Source organism: Lachnoclostridium sp. An138 (genome assembly GCF_002160765.1).
GTDB lineage: Bacteria > Bacillota > Clostridia > Lachnospirales > Lachnospiraceae > Laedolimicola > Laedolimicola faecalis.
In genome coordinates this window covers 28738-45498 of record NZ_NFLF01000012.1, presented here as the reverse complement: position 1 = coordinate 45498, position 16761 = coordinate 28738, and the positions used below count along the sequence as shown (strand labels likewise).

Here is a 16761-nt window from a genome sequence, read left to right as displayed (position 1 = left end):
GATAGTGCTTGATATTAAGAAAAATATAATGTGAACTATTCGGAGATCTGAGTTATAATAGTGGAAAACAAGTAGTGATACAGAAAGGACAGAAGAGGAACATGTTAAGAAAAAGAAGACGGAAGAGGGGGACTGTAACGCGCAAATTCTTATTCATTCTGCTTCTGGCTGCTGCCGTGGTTTACGTGGGCGGCGTGTTTTACTATCACAGCCATTTCCTGAGAGGAACTGTGATTGACCGGATAGACGTATCCAATATGACCGTGCAGGACCTGCTGGAGCAGGTACAGGATTATTCCCTGCGGATTACAGAACGCCAGTCTGACGGAAGCACATTGGAAGAGACGCTTTCAGGAAAAGACATTTCATTGCAGTACAGTTCGGCAGAACCGCTGGAAGAGCTTTTAAGCCAGCAGAATAAATGGCTCTGGTTTCTTGCATCCGGGGAGACCTATGAGATGGAAGGACTGGTGACATACGAGGAAGAGGCGCTGAAAGAACAGATTCAGCAGCTTAAGGGATTTCAGGAGGATTTCGCGGTTTCTCCGACAGATGCCCATATTTCAGAATATACACCGGATAATGGTTTTCAGATCATTGCGGAGACGCAGGGAAATGAACTGGATTATGAACAGACTTTTGACACAATCTGCTCAGCAGTAGACAGTCTGACAGATCAGATAGACCTGGAGCAGGAAGGCTGCTACCGAGAACCGCAGGTTACAGCTGACAATGAGCAGCTTCTGGCCGCTCTGGAAAAGGCGCAGAAATATACAAGCGTGACTATCACCTATACGTTCGGGGAAAATACAGAAGTACTCGACGGAGCTGAGATCAGTACATGGGTAAAAATCGATGGATTAGAGGTGGAATTGGATCAGGAGAAAGTGGCGGATTATGTGGCCACGCTCCGGAAGAAATACGATACGATTTTCCGCTCCAGGACCTTCCAGACCAGCTATGGACAGGAAATCACAATTGACAGCGGGGATTACGGATGGTGGATGAACTATACCCAGGAAGCCATAGAGCTGGCGGAAATGATTGAAAACGGGGAGAGCGGAGAGCGGACGCCGGTTTATTATCAGACGGCAGCCTCCTATGAAACGCCTGACTATGGAAATACATATGTGGAAATTAATCTGACAGCCCAGCACCTTTTCTTTTATCAGGACGGCACCCTGATTCTGGAGTCGGATTTTGTGTCCGGAAACGCTTCCCGGGGCTACGATACGCCGGCGGGAGTATACAGCATTACCTACAAGCAGCGCAATGCGACGCTGACGGGAGAAAATTATGAGACTCCCGTATCCTACTGGATGCCGTTCAACGGAAATATCGGTATGCACGACGCAAGCTGGAGAAGCTCTTTTGGCGGCGATATCTACAAGACAAACGGCTCCCACGGATGCATCAATCTTCCCGTTTCCGTCGCTCAGGAGCTGTATGGCTATGTGGAAAAAGGCACCCCGGTCATCTGCTACTATCTCCCCGGAACGGAGGCGGTAAAAGAGGACGCGGCTGTGTCAGGAGAGGAAGCCGAAATACAGTCTGGCTCAGAAAACGCGGAGGTGTCTGCCGCGGAATAGCTGGCAAAACTATCTGAACTCAAAAACTGAAAAAAGCATTTTACGGCGGTACAGCCTGGCGCTTTTGGTGCGTCAGGCTGTTTTTGCGCGGCATGTCCGGCATCCGTCCGCGTAATTTTAGAAATCGTTTATATTTTCGTGTCAGAATCTTTAGACCGATCGTCTATTCTATATCCCACAGAGAATAATCAAAAATCACAGGTCTTTGGAAGACCTGCGGCCCTGTAAAAATAAAAAAGGAAATCAGGATAAGGAGAGCAGACAGTATGAGAAGAGACAAAAGAAGGAAAAGCCTGAAGAGGGGTATCTGCCTGCTGACGGCGGATGTGCTTGCGGCTGCCGCCATAGCAGGAGGCATTTACGGATATGATTACATGATACCGCATGGGGCAGTACAGGCTGCGCCGCTGGCGGTGACACAGAAGATCTTGGAGGATACGGCAGAAGCCTCCGGCATAGAGGAAAAGGCGGCCGCCTGGGCCCGGTCAATACCTTTGACGCAGGGGACCTGGCAGCGAACTGCGGTGAAGACAGATCCGGTGGACTGGCATGAAAAATTTGCGGATCAGTTTACGAAGGAGGTCGTTTCCACAGAAGATTCCTATACGAGTCCTAATCTGGCGATTCATCTGACCCGGGACAGTTTTGAGACAAAGCAGGCGGACAGCTCGGAGAATGGCAGGCACCTGGGTTATGGAACCAGAGTTTCCTATGTACTGGCGGATATTTATGTGGGAGATATCACCTGTCTGCAGACGGCCTTCGCTCAGGACACTTACGGGAACGGGTATTCGGAGCTGCTTACGGATATGTCAAAGCGTATCGGCTCGGTTCTGGCAGTCAACGGTGATTCTTACAGCAATGACCGCCACAGGGATAACGGAACGATTATCCGCAACGGCATTATTTACCGGGCGCAGAAGACAGATATGGAGACCTGTGTGCTGAACTGGGACGGCACGATGCAGATTTACGCGCCGGATGAGCTGGACACCCAGACGCTGATAGACAGCGGAGCTTATCAGAGCTGGATCTTCGGTCCCAGCCTTCTGGATGAAAACGGAAAAGCAAAGACCTCCTTTCAGACCTGGGATTACATACGGGAGTCTCATCCCCGGACCGCCATCGGCTATTATGAGCCGGGACATTACTGTCTGCTGGTGGTGGACGGCCGGCAGGCCGGCTATTCCAGAGGAATGTTCCTGGAAGAGATGGCGGCTCTGTTTGAAAATCTGGGCTGCAAAGCGGCCTATAACCTGGATGGAGGACACTGCTCCTTTATGACAATGGGGACAGTACAGCCAATCATCCTTACCAGCCGGAAAAGGAGATTTCAGATGGTATCTTTATTACGGAGGGACTGTAAATGAGGAGAACAGTAAAAGGAACGATTCAGAGAATCCTGGCTCATGGCTGCGTGATCTGCGGTATGGTCATTGTGACGTTTCAGATTCTGGACTGGTATAACCCCTATATGGATTTCCTGGGACATGCAGGCGCCGTGCTGAGTCTGCTCTGTTTCTGCTCGGTGGCCTCTGGCTTTCTGTATATTTTTGACGAAGGGCATCCGGGAAGAGACAGACATGGGCGCGGAAATGGAGGTGGGGAAAGAAGATGAGCCGGAAACTGAAAAAAATGCTTTTATGCCTGCTTCTGATTGCGGCGCTCTGCGTGGTATATGAGCTTTGGCTTGCGCCTTATTTTGCGGTATTGAATGGAGAACCGGTACAGGACAGCACCCAGGCGGAGGTGTCAGAGGTGCCGGGAATCACCGTACAGGCCAGGGGAGACTCCGGAAATGGCGGCACGGAAGGGAAAGAAGCGGCTGAGCCGCAGATCTCCGTCACGCAGAAGGAGCTGGGGATGGACGACAATAAGATCACGTATTTTGAGATAGATATTCAGGTTTCGGACGCGACGGATCTGAAGGCGGCTCTGGCCCATGACAAATACGGGCAGAACATCAGCGATACGATGTCGGACATCGCAGGGGAGCACAATGCGGCCCTGGCGGTAAATGGTGATTTCTATGGTTACCGCTCAGATGGAATCGTGATCCGGAATGGCGTTTTGTACCGGGATGTGCCGACGGACCGGGAGTGCCTGGTCCTGTACCGGGACGGCACCATGGATACGGTCCGGGAAAACACCACATCCGGGCAGACGCTTCTGGACGCGGGCGCATGGAATGTGCTTTCCTTTGGTCCTGTCCTTGTGGAGGACGGAAAGGCCCGGGAGGGGCTGAAAGAAGCGTATAAGGTGGACGGCCTGAACGTCAGTATTTCGGGACCTGAGCCCAGGACGGCTATCGGTTATCTGGGACCCAACCATTTTCTGATTCTGGTCGTAGACGGACGGCAGACCGGCTACAGCCGGGGAATGGATTTTGAGGAGCTGGCAAAGGTGTTTGTGGAGCATGGCTGTACGCTGGCCTACAATCTGGACGGCGGCGGTTCTGTGACGCTTTATCAGGACGGGGAGATTGTCAACAGTCCCTGCCCGCTGGTAGGAAAGGAGAGGAATATCAGTGACATCCTTTATGTGGAAGCAGGAGAACAGTGACAGCAGAATTCTGGTGCTGATTCCGGCCTACGAGCCTGGAGAACGCCTTCTGCTGCTCATTGACGGGCTGCGGGAGCGGACAGATTATGGCATTGTGCTGGTAGATGACGGAAGCGGCGGGGCGTGCGCCGGTATTTTTGAGAAAGCCGCGGAGAAAGGCTGCGCTGTGCTGAAGCATGAGAAGAACCGGGGAAAAGGAGCGGCGCTGAAGACAGGGTTTTGCTGGATTCAGGAAAACAGAAGAGGAACGGAGGTCATTGTCACGGCGGACTGCGACGGACAGCATACGGTAAAGGATATTGTGTGCGTGGCGGAAAGCGTCCGGCCGGGCAGCAGGGAGCTGGTGCTTGGAAGCCGTACTTTCCAGGGAGAAGTGCCGAAAAAGAGCCGCATCGGAAATATGATTTCCAGAAAAATGTTTGCCCTGTTTACCGGAGTGGAGGTCTGGGATACCCAGACGGGGCTCAGAGGTTTTCCTTCCGTCCTCCTTCCCTGGCTGCTTTCCATACCGGGGGACCGCTTTGAGTATGAGCAGAATATGCTCTTTGACTGCAGGAGGCAGGGTTGTGAAATCCGGGAGATTCCTATTGAGACGGTCTATGAAAATGAAAACCGGGGAACTCATTTTCATCCGATTCGTGATTCCCTTCTGGTGGCCATGTGCTTCCTGCGGTTCAGCGCGGTATCCCTGTTCTGCGCCGTGCTGGATTTTTTTCTGGTAGGCGTATTTTACAATCTGACCTCCAATCTGCTGCTTGCGGTGGTGGGCACAAGGGTCTGCACGGCAGGAACTCAGTATCTGTGCAATCATTTTCTGGTATTCCATGAAGAAAGGCAGGGAATGAGAAGCTCTTCCTGGCGCTACGCGCTGCTTGCGGGAGTGCTGCTGGCTTTTAATTACCTGATTCTACATTTCTTTACGGCCGTTCTGGGAATGTCCCTGTTTGCCGCGAAGCTTCTGACAGAGCTTATCCTGTTCGTCTGGAGCTTCGGCCTTCAGAAAACCTTTGTATTTACGGGCAGATATCAGTATAATAGATAAAAAGCCGGTAAAGAAAAAAATAAGAAGAGAAGAAGATAAGAAGAGAAGAAGATAAGAAGAGAAGAAGATAAGAAGAGAAGAAGATAAGAAGAGAAGAAGATAAGAAGAGAAGAAGATAAGAAGAGAAGAGGGAGAGCATGACAATACGGAGAAAGCTTCATCTTTCAAATATTCTGATGATCGTCATCCCGGTCTGCATTATTATGCTGACGGGGATGCTTTGCATTACTTTTCTGAGAAACCACTATTTTGATTCTCTGGAAGATATGTTTGAGTACGACAATGGGCTGTATTCCGCCCAGAGTCTTACTTTTTCCTACTGGGGCGACTTCGAGGATGATCCGGAGACGGCTGTGGCGGGACTTCAGGGAGAGCTGGCAGGAATGGGGTTTCATGTGTATGTGGAAAAGGATGGCAGACGTTTTTCCTCCAACCTGACGGAAGAGGATGAAGAATGCCTGGAGCAGATGGATGTCAGGGAGAGCCTGGAGCGCTGTGACAGCCTGACTCTGACGTCGGGCGGATCATCCCTGCTGCTGCAGAGCCAGGAAATAAACGGTACAGTCTGGAAGCTTATAGCGGTGCGTCCTGCTTCGGAGGACGGGGAAGGCTTTTCCGGTTCTTATCTTCGCAGCTATTTTCTTCTTCTTTTCGGGATTCTGGGGTCAGTGACTCTGGGAATCATTGTGGTGACGAATTTCTTTCTGACCCATTGGGTGTCTCACAGTATCTTAAAGCCTCTGAAGCTTCTGCAGGAAGGGGCCAGCCGGATTGAGGAAGGAGATCTGGATACGGAATTTACCGACATCCCGAAAAACGAGATCGGCGAGGTCTGCCGGGATTTTGACAATATGAGGGAACGCCTGAAGGAAGCTACCCTTGCCAGAATTCAGTATGAGAATTACAGAAGGGAGCTTCTGGCGGGGATTTCCCACGATCTGCGCACGCCGCTGACTTCCATCAAGGGCTACACGGACGGGCTCATTGAAGGAATCGCGGATACGGAGGAGAAACGGCAGCGGTATTACCGCGCCATCCGGCTGCGGGCGGGCGATATGGAGGCTCTGGCGGATAATCTCTCTTCTTTTACCAGGCTTGAGACAGAAGAATTGCGGGTGTCTCCTGTGGAATGGGATCTGTCAGAGTTCGTGAAGAGGCTTCTGGAGGATTACAGCGTGGAAGCGGAGAAAAAGAATATTCTGTTCCTCAATGAGGTGCCGGAAAAGGAAATCCGGCTTCTGCTGGATGAGACAGAGATGAAGCGGGTGTTCCAGAACTTCTTTGAAAACAGTGTCAAATACCGGACTTCGGCGCAGAGCGTGATCCGCCTGTGGTGCAGGCGGCAGGAAGACGCTGTGGAGATCGGAGTCTCTGACGACGGGCCCGGTGTGCCGGAGGAGGAGCTGACGCAGATTTTTGAAAGCTTTTACCGGGGAGACCGTTCCCGGACGCAGGCCGGAAACGGCAGCGGTCTGGGGCTTGCGGTGGCGAAAAGAATTGTGGAGGCCCATGGAGGAACCATATGGGCCGTGAATGGAGACGGAAGCAGGAAAGATGGACAGGAAAGACGGACCTGCAATCATGGAAATGGACAGGGACTGACCATTATCATCCGTCTGCCCCTGCTGTAAGGAGGAAACAGGATGAAGAAAATATTGATAGTGGAGGATGACAGGCTGATCGCGGAGCTGGAGCGGGACTATCTGGAGGCTTCCGAGTATGAGGTGGAGCTGGCCATGGATGGCTTTGCGGGCATGAAGCTCGTAAGAGAGCAGGAGTACGATCTGGTTATTCTGGATGTGATGCTGCCGGGAGTCTCAGGCTTTGAAATCTGCCGGGAAATCCGGAAGACAAAGGATATTCCGGTGCTGCTGGTGACTGCGAAGAAGGAAGACGTGGATAAGATCCGGGGGCTGGGCCTGGGCGCGGATGATTATATCGTGAAGCCCTTCAGCCCTGCGGAGCTGGTGGCGAGAGTAAAGGCCCACATAGGGATTCATGAGCGCCTGCTGAAGAAGGGACGGGAGAAGGAAGCCTATGAAAAGATCATCGAGGTCCGGAATCTCCGGATCGATCCCCAGTCCCGGAGAGTATTTGTCCAGGGACGGGAGGTTACACTGACCAACCGGGAGTTTGAGCTTCTGCTGTTCCTTGCGGAGAATCCCAACATAGCCTTTTCCAAGGAGACCCTGTTTGATCGGGTGTGGGGAATAGACGCGGTAGGCGACACGGCGACGGTCACAGTTCATGTGAACCGTCTCCGGGAGAAGCTGGAGGATGACACAGGCAGCCCCGATTATATCGAAACGGTATGGGGCGTGGGATACCGGTTTCGGATCTGATTATGGGAGATTGGATTGTCTGTTCATTATCATTTCCAATGCCATCCCAAAACGCCTGTGCGTTCCTCTTGTTTTCTGCAAAATCCGGTTTGTCGCCGGCTTCAGGATGCTCTATTCAGTCAGAACAGTATAATATAGCTTCTCTTGTGATGAGAATTTCCATCTGTAAAAATTCCATATGAATTCTTTAGAAATCGTTTATCTTTCTGTATCAGAATCTTTAGAACGGCGGGGTAAGATGAAACGGATGAAAAGAAACGGGGAAAGTGCCGAAAGCCGGGAAAAGAGCGCGGCCTGAAGCGTTCCCGAAAGCAGGAAAGGAAGGAAGAATATGATGGAAGAAGGAAGCTTACAGGGGCTGTCTTCCCGGGAAGCAGAAGAACGCAGAAGCCGGGGAGAAGGAGGGACGGCCGCGGAGCCGATCACGAAGTCAAAGGGCCGGATCATCCGGGAAAATGTATTTACGCTGTTCAATTTTCTGAACTTTCTGATTGCGGCTCTTCTGGCCGCAGTGGGAGCGTATTCCAATATGCTTTTTATCTGCATTATTATCCTGAATATTGTGATTGGAATTTTTTAGGAGCTGAAGGCCAAGAAGCTGGTGGACGAGCTCTCGATCCTGAACCGGCCTTCGGTCCGGATAAGAAGAGACGGCCAGGATCGGAAAGCAGATCTTGGCGAGCTGGTGAGAGGGGATCTGATGCTTCTGGAAAGCGGCGATCAGATCTGCAGCGACGCGGAGATCGTGGAGGGTTCGCTTGAGGTGAATGAATCACTTCTGACTGGAGAAAGCGACGCTGTGGTGAAAAAAAAGGGCAGCGGCCTGTTGTCCGGAAGCTTTGTGATTTCCGGAAAGGCTTACGCAAGAGTCACTCATGTGGGAAATGAAAACTACGCCGCGAAACTGGCGGCCGAGGTGAAAAAGGAGAAACGGGTTCACTCGGAGCTTTTGGGTTCCATGCGGAAGGTTACGCATTTTACCAGTTTCCTGATCGTGCCGCTGGGAATCCTTTTATTTCTCGAGGCATTCCTCCTGCGGCAGGCTTCCGTAGAAGAAGCCGTCGTGTCATCGGCGGCGGGTCTTCTGGGCATGCTTCCCAAGGGACTGGTGCTGCTGATTTCCGTGTCCCTGGCGGCAGGCGTAATCCGCCTGGCCAGGATGAAGATCCTTGTGCAGAATATCTACTCGCTGGAGACCCTGGCTCATGTGGATACGCTCTGTCTTGATAAAACCGGAACTATTACGGATGGAAAACTGCAGGTTTGTGGTATAATACCAGTACAGGCATTTGAAGGAGAAAAAATGGACGCCCTGATCTGCTCTTATATGGCGGCCAGCGATGACAATAATGCCACCTTCCAGGCTCTGAGACAGAGCTTTTCGCCGGAAGCGGTGTATGAGCCGGTGCATAAAATTCCGTTTTCCTCAAAAAGAAAGTGGGGCTCTGTGAGCTTTGCGGGAAAGGGGACGATTTTTGTGGGGGCGCCGGAGAAGCTGATGGGCGGACTTTCCCCTAGGATAGAGCAGGAGCTGGAAAAGGGACGGAGAGCTGTTGCGATAGGCTGGTACAGCGGAAGCTGGGAGAATACCGGAGAGCTGCCGGAGGAGATTCTGCCGCTTTACAGTGTGATTCTGGAGGATACGATACGAAGAAACGCAGCAAAGACGCTGGAATTCTTCCATACAGAGGGCGTGGATGTAAAAATCATTTCCGGCGATCACGTAAGGACTGTATCCATGATCGCAAAGCGGGCGGGCCTGCGCAGATGGATGGAAGCTGTGGATATGTCCGTCCAGGGAGAGAATCCGGATTATGACAGGCTCTGCGCAAAATACGCGGTGTTCGCCAGAGTCACGCCGGCACAGAAAAAGGAGCTTGTGCTGGCGTTAAAGCGGCAGGGACGTCAGGTAGCCATGACAGGCGATGGCGTCAATGATCTTCTGGCGCTCCGGGAAGCGGACTGCTCGATAGCGGTGGCGGACGGAAGCGACGCCAGCAGACAGATTTCCCAGATTGTGCTTCTGGATTCGGATTTCACGAATCTGCCTCAGGTGGTGATGGAAGGAAGAAAGGTCATTCACAATGTGACCCGGACGGCGGGCGTATTCTTTATCAAGACCATCTATTCGGTGCTGGTATCTGCGTTCTGCCTGCTGTTCAATCAGCCGTTTCCGTTTATCCCGATTCAAATCACGCTGGTAGACGCCTGCATTGAAGCGTTTCCATCCTTTGTCACGATTCTGGAATCGGATACCAGGCGGATTCAGGGAAGCTTCCTGAGGACGGCGCTTTCCCATGCGCTGCCTTACGGCCTTACGGTGACCGGCATGATTATCCTGATGAGCCTTACTGCCCCGTTTTCGCAGGCAGAAAGGCAGACAGTGATGTACCTTCTGCTGGTTTTGATTTCCATGGCTGCAGTGATACGAAGCTGTATCCCGTTTACGAAGCTCAGAATGCTTATCTGCGGTATCATGGTGGCCGGAACCGGCTGCGCGCTGGCACTGTTTCCTTCGCTGCTGGAGCTTCAGGCAGTCACGCTGTCCATGGGACTCTTTGGTCTGTCCGGCGGGGCTTTATGCCTGCTTTCCGTGCTGGTGCTGGACAGAATCCGGGTTCTGTTCTTCTCCGAAAATGTCAGAATGCCGTCAGAAGCAGGATGGCAGAAATAAAAAACCCCGCAGTGAGCTGACTGCGGGAATAAAACTGGACTGAGAGAAAGAGGGAATTTGACATGTGGCTCCTTTATGCCGCAGGCTCCGCTTTTTTTGCCGGCATCACCTCGATTCTGGCAAAATGCGGGATACGAAACACGGATTCTACGGTTGCGACGGCTGTGCGTACAGTTATAGTATTGATTTTTTCCTGGATAATGGTTCTGGCGGCGGGCTCCTGGGATCAGCTGGGGTCCATCAGCGGATATACCCTGCTGTTTCTGATTTTGTCCGGTGCGGCCACAGGAGCTTCCTGGCTGTGCTATTTCAGGGCCCTTCAGATCGGCGATATCAACAAGGTGGTGCCTGTGGATAAGTCCAGCACGGCTCTTACGATTCTGCTGGCGCTTATTTTTCTCGGAGAGGGTATCTCCCTGCCGAAAGCAGCGGCGGTTCTCGTGATCGCGGCGGGAATTTTTCTGATGATCGAGAAAAAGGATGCCAAAGGAGAGACGGCGGAAGGGAGCGGAACATACAGCTGGTTTCTCTATGCGGCCGGTTCGGCCTTTTTCGCCAGCCTGACCTCGATTCTCGGCAAGATAGGAATTTCCGGCGTGGAGTCCAATCTGGGAACCGCGATCCGCACCTGCGTGGTGCTGGTGATGGCCTGGCTCATGGTGGCCATTCAGAAAAAGGGCGGCGAGGTCCAAAACATTTCCCGCCGGGAGCTGGGCTTTATCTGTCTGTCCGGCGTGGCCACAGGAGCCTCCTGGCTGTGCTATTACCGGGCGCTTCAGGACGGGCCCGCCAGCGTGGTAGCGCCTGTAGACAAGCTGAGCGTGCTGGTTACCGTGGTATTTTCCTATTTTGTGTTTGGGGAGAAACTGAGCAGAAGAGCGGCCGCCGGCCTTGCGCTTCTGACCGTGGGAACCGCAGCTATGGCGCTGCTGTGAAGAAAAGCCTGCGAATCGTGGCCGGGGGTTTGACGCACCATCTGGAAAAGAAGATACAGGGTATCGTAAAACGATTACGGCCATTGAGTGCAAAATGACAGCATACAAAATTTTAACAAGGAAAATTTTGGAGTTTAGAAAAAATGGCGGGGAAATTCCCCGCCGCTCGGTGGACCAGGGCCTTTCGACCAGCCCGTTCAGTAGTGACACTACTGGATTTATTGTACATCTATTTTAAGTGATACATACAGGATTGTCAATTAATTTTTGGAAAACAATTGACAACTGCTCTAAAAAGGTTACTATTCACAGTCACCCGACCACATGCGTACTCGCTGCCTCTTCAAGGCTCCGGTTCCGCTCCTTACGGAACTAAGACTGCTTATGCAGACTGATCCTCCGCGGGAATCAGATTGCTCACATAGGGGCGCTTTCCGGACAGCACATCATTGTAAAAATTCTGTTTCCAGTCAATGTAATTCACACAGCCCTTCAGCTCCTCCATAGAGGTAAGCAGGGCTTCTCTTTTTTTATCAAGCATTTTCTGACGCTGGGGAATCGTAGACTGTCCCTGAAGACACAGTGCCAGATAGTCCTTCATTTCCTGGATGCTCATGCCGCATTTTTTCAGGCAGACCAGGTCTTTGATCCATTTTACATCCCGTTCATCAAAGACTCTCCGGTTATTTTTATCCCTCTTTACATTGGGAATCAGGCCCTCGTTGAAGTAAAACTTCAGGGCCTGGTAGGTCATATCGGTTTCTTTGCATACCTGCATCATTGTGTACATCATTTACCCTCCATTTCAGTTCAGACAAATCCCCTGATCGGTGGTTACAACCGGTTGATACAATCTCTGTGTAAAGAAGAAAAAGGTCCTGTTTTACAGGAAAAACCGCAAAAAGAGCGGCGGAAAAGGAAAGCAAAGGCGGCAGATTGATGCCGGACAAGAAGGAAAGAAGAAGGAGGAACTTATCATGAACGAATTTACATTTACTTATCCTACAAAGGTCTATTTTGGAGAAGGGGCAGCCGCAAAGGCATTGAAGGCGGAGCTCGGGAATGTCGGAAAGACAGTGATGCTGGCCTATGGCGGCGGTTCAGTGAAAACCAACGGCATCTATGATGAGATTACCGGACTTTTAAAAGAAGCGGGAAAGGAGATTGTGGACTTTTCAGGAATTATGTCCAATCCGACTTATGCCAAGGTGCAGGAGGGCGCGGCCCTGGCAAGAGAGAAGAGCGTGGATTTCATTCTGGCTGTGGGAGGAGGGAGCGTAGCAGACTGCTGTAAAGTGGTTTCCGCCCAGACTGTGCTGGAGGAGGACATCTGGAGCATGGAATATCAGAAAGGACAGTTCCCGGCCGCAGGCATTCCCATGGGCGTGGTGGTTACGGCTTCGGGAACCGGCGCGGAGATGAATTCAGGCGCAGTCATTACCTGCGAAGATAAGAACTGGAAGGGTCCCATCGTGGGAACAGCAGCCCGGTTTGCAGTGCTTGACCCGGCGTACACGGCCTCTGTCCCCAGAATGCAGGTGCTTTCCGGCGCTTTCGACACCTTAAGCCATGCCATGGAGACTTACTTTGGAAATTCCGATCAGGACAATGTATCGGATGATGTGGCTCTGGCCATCATGCGCAATACGGTGGTCAATATGCACCGCCTTCTGAAAAATATCGACGATATGCAGGCGAGAGGAAATCTTATGTGGGATTCCGCCATGGCGGAAAACGGAATCCTGAAGGTGGGACGCCTGACGGACTTCCAGGCGCACCAGATTGAGCATCAGCTTGGCGCGTACACAGACTGCAACCACGGCCAGGGACTGGCGGTGATTCATCCGGCCTACTACCGCCATATTATGAAAGACGCGGAAGAGAAATTCACACGGTTTGCCTGGGAGGTCTTTGGCGAGGAGACGGCAGAGGAAGGCGTCGAGGCGCTGGCGGCCTTTATCCGGGAATGCGGCCTTCCCACGAAGCTGACAGAGCTGAGAACAAAGGTGGAAATCACGCCGGAGCTTCTCCGGAAGGTGGCGGACACCAGCAATATCATCAAATGCGGACCGCGTGAGCTTGCTCGGGACGAAATCTATGAGATCCTGATGGAATGCATGTAAGGGAGACGCCATGAAGCAGAAAAGAGGCCTGATTACAGTGATTATGGTGATTATCATTCTTCTTGCGCTTTTGACAGCATACAACATTTTCCGCTATCCGGCCATGTTCCGGCGGCTGCCCGACAGATCTCTGGGCGAAGCGGAAACGGAACAGCTGAAAGATGAGATAGCCGCAAAGGAGGGAAAGCGGGTTCTGGTGGCGTATTTCTCCTATTCGGGAACGACCCGGAGGGCAGCGGAGGCTTTGAGCAGCCAGACCGGCGCGGATCTGTATGAGATTGCGCCAAAGGAAGCCTATTCCAATGTATATATGCAGTCCAATATGGAGATTCGCAGGAATTCCCGGCCGGAGCTTGCCGGGACCGTAGAAAACATGGAGGATTACGACATTGTATTTGTGGGCTATCCGGTATGGTTTCATGCCACGCCGGCTCCTGTGAATACCTTTCTGGAAAGCTATGACCTGGCCGGAAAGCTGGTGGTTCCCTTCTGTACCAGCGGAGGAAGCGACATCAGCGAGACCATGCCGACTTTCCTGCAGTCCTGCGAGGGGCTGGCCGTGTACGGGGAAAACCGCATCAGCAGCACTGGTGAGATAGAAGGCTGGCTGGAAGAGCTGGACCTGAATCTGTAAGAGCAGCGTGCGCATCTGCGCCGCAGCTGGTAAGCAGCCGATAAAAAGGAGAATACATGAAAAAAACAGTGAATATTGCGCTGGCGGTTCTGCTTTCCCTTTCGCTTGCAGCCTGCGGGAGGGCAAGAGGCGGCGCGGAAGCGCCGCAGGGCGGAACGCAGAGCAGTGAAGGAACGCAGAATGGTGAAGCAGTGCAGAGCGGCGGAACACAGGATAGCGGTTCCCCGTCTGACAGCGCGCGGGATGGCGGAGCAGCAGGCTCCGCTTCAGAAGGAGGCGCTGCAGGTACGGAAACAGTGTATGCGTATGAGACGCAGGAGCTCTGGGCGGAGCGTGACGGCAATCGGATCTATGGCGTGATTTACATTCCGCGGGATGCGGGAGAACAGATGCCGGCGGTCATCTTTTCCCACGGATACGGCGGCAATTACCGGGTGGGAGCCCAGTATGCGCAGGCACTGGCGGAAAAGGGATATGTGGTGTACTGCTTTGATTTCTGCGGCGGATCGCCCGGAAGCCGGAGCGATGGCTCCACCCTTGAGATGTCCGTCTTTACGGAACAGGCGGATCTGGAGGCCGTCATCCGGATGATGCAGGGGCTTGCGTTTGTGGACAGCAGCAATCTGTTTCTGATGGGAACCAGCCAGGGAGGCGCAGTCTCCGCTCTGGCAGGGGCGGCCCATGAGGAGGAGATCCGGGGCATGGTTCTGCTGTATCCGGCTTTTGTGCTGGCGGACGAGGCCAATCGTCTGTTCCGGAGCGTCGATGAGATACCGGACACATACCATTTTATGTGGATGGATGTGGGGCGCGCCTATTTTGAGCCGTTGATAGGATATGATATTTATGAGGATATTGGAAACTACGGAAGAGATGTGCTTCTGATTCACGGAGACGCGGACAGCATCGTTCCCCTTTCCTATTCGGAACGGGCCCTTGAGGTCTATCCTTCGGCAGAACTGAAAGTGATAGATGGAGGCGGACACGGATTTTCCGGAGCGGACGCGGAAGAAGCCATCGACTATATGCTGGATTACCTGGAGGGTGCCAGAACCACAGCTTCCACAGGCTCTGCAGATCCTGCCGGGAATACAGGCGCGGCCTCTGGGGATGCAGCAGGAAGTGCGGATGCCATCACCAGTGCGGAGGGAAAGCAGATCCGGATGACAGCGGGAGATGTGGAGGTACTGATTACGCTGAATGATTCCGCGGCCGCTCTGGATCTGTATCAGAAGCTGCCTTTGGAAATGGAGCTGATAGAAAGAAATAATTTTGCAAAGGGTATGACGCTGCCGTCTCCCCTTTCCACAAACGAACCGACCACAAGAAACTATGAAATCGGGGACTTTGGATATTGGGCGGCGGGGCCGGACCTGGCAATCTTTTATGACGATATCTATGACCAGACCATCGTTCCGGTGATTCCCATGGGAAAAGCCGTGGAAGGGGCCGAGAGAATGGCAGACACCTCCGGAACCGTACGTCTGGAAGCAGTGGAAGGAGAGAACGAAGAATGATTTTTTATTTTACAGGGACAGGAAACAGTCTATACGCGGCAAGATATCTGGAGGAGGAGCTGGTCAGTATTCCTCAGATCATAGACAAGGAGCCTATGACCTTTGAGGCGGATAAAATCGGAATTGTCTGCCCGGTATACGGGCATGAGGTTCCGTCGATGGTGCGGGAGTTTCTGAAAAAGGAAACCTTTCATACGGACTATTTTTACATGGTGCTGACCTATGGGAACAGGCATGGCGGCGCGGCAGAGCTGGCTGCGGAGCTCTGCGAGAAGTGCGGAATCTGGCCATCCTATATTAATGTGCTTCTGATGGTGGATAACTGGCTGCCGTCCTTTGATATGGATGAGCAGATGAAGCTGGACAAAAAAGTGGAGGAGCAGCTGGCGGCCATCAGAGCAGACATTGACAGCCGGAAACGGGGAATTGCAAAAGTGACGGATACGGATCGCGCGGCACATCAGCAGTTCCTGGTGGGAATGACTAAGCTTCCGGCGGACGCATGGCAGCATCTGATCCGGGTCGGAGAGGGCTGCGTGGGCTGCGGCATCTGCGTCCGCGTCTGTCCGTCCGGTTCTATCCGCATGGAGAAGGGCCGGGCCGTGCATGTGCCGGGAACATGTGAGACCTGTCTGGCCTGCGTTCACAGCTGTCCCCAGAAGGCCATCGGGCTGACCGTACCGGAGAAAAACCCCAGCGCAAGATACCGGAATGAGCATATATCTCTGAAGGATCTTGTGGAGGCGAACTGCCGGACAAAAGAACGGGGTGAGTAAAATGTTTCGCGGCAGACTGGCAGTGGATAAAGATGGAGGGCGGAATACATGGGAAGACTGACGGGAAAGAAAAGCCGAAGAACCCTGGATTTGGGCATGACTGTTCTGATGATCCTGGTTATGAGCTACCAGGCCACAGGAAATCTGTTTCATGAGCTGGCAGGCATACTGCTTTTACTGCTGTTCCTCGGCCACAACATCATGAACCGCAGATGGTATCGGGCGCTTCTGAAAGGAAGATACGCCGGATACCGGAGCATGCTGACGGCGGTGAATCTTCTGACGCTTGTCAGTATGCTGGCAGCCATGGGCACGGGAATCTATCTCTCCCAGGATATTTTCGCCCCGCTTTTGGGCATGAGAGAGGCTTATCTCATCCGCCCGTTTCATGTGGCGGCCGGTTCCTGGGGAACGATTCTGGTCTCTGTGCACGGTGGCATGCACATCCGCCTGCCTTTCTGGGGAAAGACAAAGGCCGGGGCGGGGAAAGGCTCTGCGGAAAAGAGCGCGGCGGCAGCGCTGCGAAAGGGCGCCGGGACAGGAAAATAAAAAAGAAGAAAGTGATTG

Annotated in this window: 16 protein-coding genes; 15 read left to right on the top strand and 1 reads right to left on the bottom strand. The window is 52.7% G+C overall.

The genetic code is table 11. The features are described from left to right. The first annotated feature begins 101 nt into the window (after positions 1-101). The 10 genes from B5E82_RS11005 (at position 102) to B5E82_RS10965 (ending at position 11144) form a co-directional block, all read left to right on the top strand. Positions 102-1589 (top strand): L,D-transpeptidase family protein, encoded by a 1488-nt coding sequence (locus tag B5E82_RS11005; RefSeq protein WP_087307600.1) that lies wholly within the window; start codon positions 102-104, stop codon positions 1587-1589. A gap of 266 nt (positions 1590-1855) precedes the next feature. Further along, a complete protein-coding gene (locus B5E82_RS11000; protein ID WP_087307599.1) occupies positions 1856-2959 on the top strand; it encodes a phosphodiester glycosidase family protein in 1104 nt (367 codons plus the stop codon). Next, positions 2956-3207, top strand: a complete 252-nt coding sequence (locus B5E82_RS10995) for a hypothetical protein (protein WP_087307598.1) — start codon at positions 2956-2958, stop codon at positions 3205-3207. Before B5E82_RS11000 ends, B5E82_RS10995 begins: the two co-directional genes overlap by 4 nt. Beyond that, a complete protein-coding gene (locus B5E82_RS10990) occupies positions 3204-4151 on the top strand; it encodes a phosphodiester glycosidase family protein (RefSeq protein WP_087307597.1) in 948 nt (315 codons plus the stop codon). Before B5E82_RS10995 ends, B5E82_RS10990 begins: the two co-directional genes overlap by 4 nt. Continuing rightward, the gene (locus tag B5E82_RS10985) at positions 4117-5193 is read left to right on the top strand and encodes a bifunctional glycosyltransferase family 2/GtrA family protein (protein ID WP_140393129.1); all 1077 of its coding nucleotides are present in this window, start codon (positions 4117-4119) and stop codon (positions 5191-5193) included. Before B5E82_RS10990 ends, B5E82_RS10985 begins: the two co-directional genes overlap by 35 nt. A 137-nt stretch (positions 5194-5330) precedes the next feature. Continuing rightward, complete coding sequence (locus B5E82_RS10980) at positions 5331-6824, top strand: HAMP domain-containing sensor histidine kinase (protein ID WP_087307595.1); 1494 nt, start codon at positions 5331-5333, stop codon at positions 6822-6824. Positions 6825-6836: 12 nt separating this feature from the next. Beyond that, on the top strand, positions 6837-7535 hold the full coding sequence (locus tag B5E82_RS10975) for a response regulator transcription factor (protein ID WP_087307594.1): 699 nt from the start codon (positions 6837-6839) through the stop codon (positions 7533-7535). A gap of 331 nt (positions 7536-7866) precedes the next feature. After that, on the top strand, positions 7867-8115 hold the full coding sequence (locus B5E82_RS18500; RefSeq protein ID WP_242966312.1) for a hypothetical protein: 249 nt from the start codon (positions 7867-7869) through the stop codon (positions 8113-8115). Between the two features lie 21 nt (positions 8116-8136). Beyond that, positions 8137-10209 carry an HAD-IC family P-type ATPase gene (locus B5E82_RS10970; protein WP_242966311.1) on the top strand — a complete coding sequence of 691 codons (2073 nt, stop codon included), beginning with the start codon at positions 8137-8139 and terminating at the stop codon, positions 10207-10209. Between the two features lie 62 nt (positions 10210-10271). After that, positions 10272-11144: an EamA family transporter gene (locus tag B5E82_RS10965; RefSeq protein WP_087307593.1), complete on the top strand. Its 873-nt coding sequence runs from the start codon at positions 10272-10274 to the stop codon at positions 11142-11144. Between the two features lie 382 nt (positions 11145-11526). On the opposite strand, the gene B5E82_RS10960 is transcribed toward B5E82_RS10965, so the two are convergent. Continuing rightward, a complete protein-coding gene (locus B5E82_RS10960; protein ID WP_330398340.1) occupies positions 11527-11937 on the bottom strand; it encodes a MerR family transcriptional regulator in 411 nt (136 codons plus the stop codon). 184 nt (positions 11938-12121) lie between these two features. On the opposite strand from B5E82_RS10960, the gene B5E82_RS10955 reads away from it, so the two are divergent. The 5 genes from B5E82_RS10955 to B5E82_RS10935 are packed head-to-tail and all read left to right on the top strand — an operon-like array spanning position 12122 to position 16743. After that, a complete protein-coding gene (locus tag B5E82_RS10955; RefSeq protein WP_087307591.1) occupies positions 12122-13267 on the top strand; it encodes an iron-containing alcohol dehydrogenase in 1146 nt (381 codons plus the stop codon). A 10-nt stretch (positions 13268-13277) separates the two neighbouring features. Next, entirely contained in the window at positions 13278-13901 is a 624-nt protein-coding gene (locus B5E82_RS10950; RefSeq protein ID WP_087307590.1) for a flavodoxin, read from the top strand. 56 nt (positions 13902-13957) lie between these two features. Next, positions 13958-15418: a cyclophilin-like fold protein gene (locus B5E82_RS10945; protein WP_087307589.1), complete on the top strand. Its 1461-nt coding sequence runs from the start codon at positions 13958-13960 to the stop codon at positions 15416-15418. Next, a complete protein-coding gene (locus B5E82_RS10940) occupies positions 15415-16194 on the top strand; it encodes an EFR1 family ferrodoxin (protein WP_087307588.1) in 780 nt (259 codons plus the stop codon). The genes B5E82_RS10945 and B5E82_RS10940 overlap by 4 nt, the downstream gene beginning before the upstream one ends. Before the next feature lie 48 nt (positions 16195-16242). Beyond that, positions 16243-16743, top strand: a complete 501-nt coding sequence (locus B5E82_RS10935; RefSeq protein WP_087307587.1) for a DUF4405 domain-containing protein — start codon at positions 16243-16245, stop codon at positions 16741-16743. Positions 16744-16761: the final 18 nt, after the last annotated feature.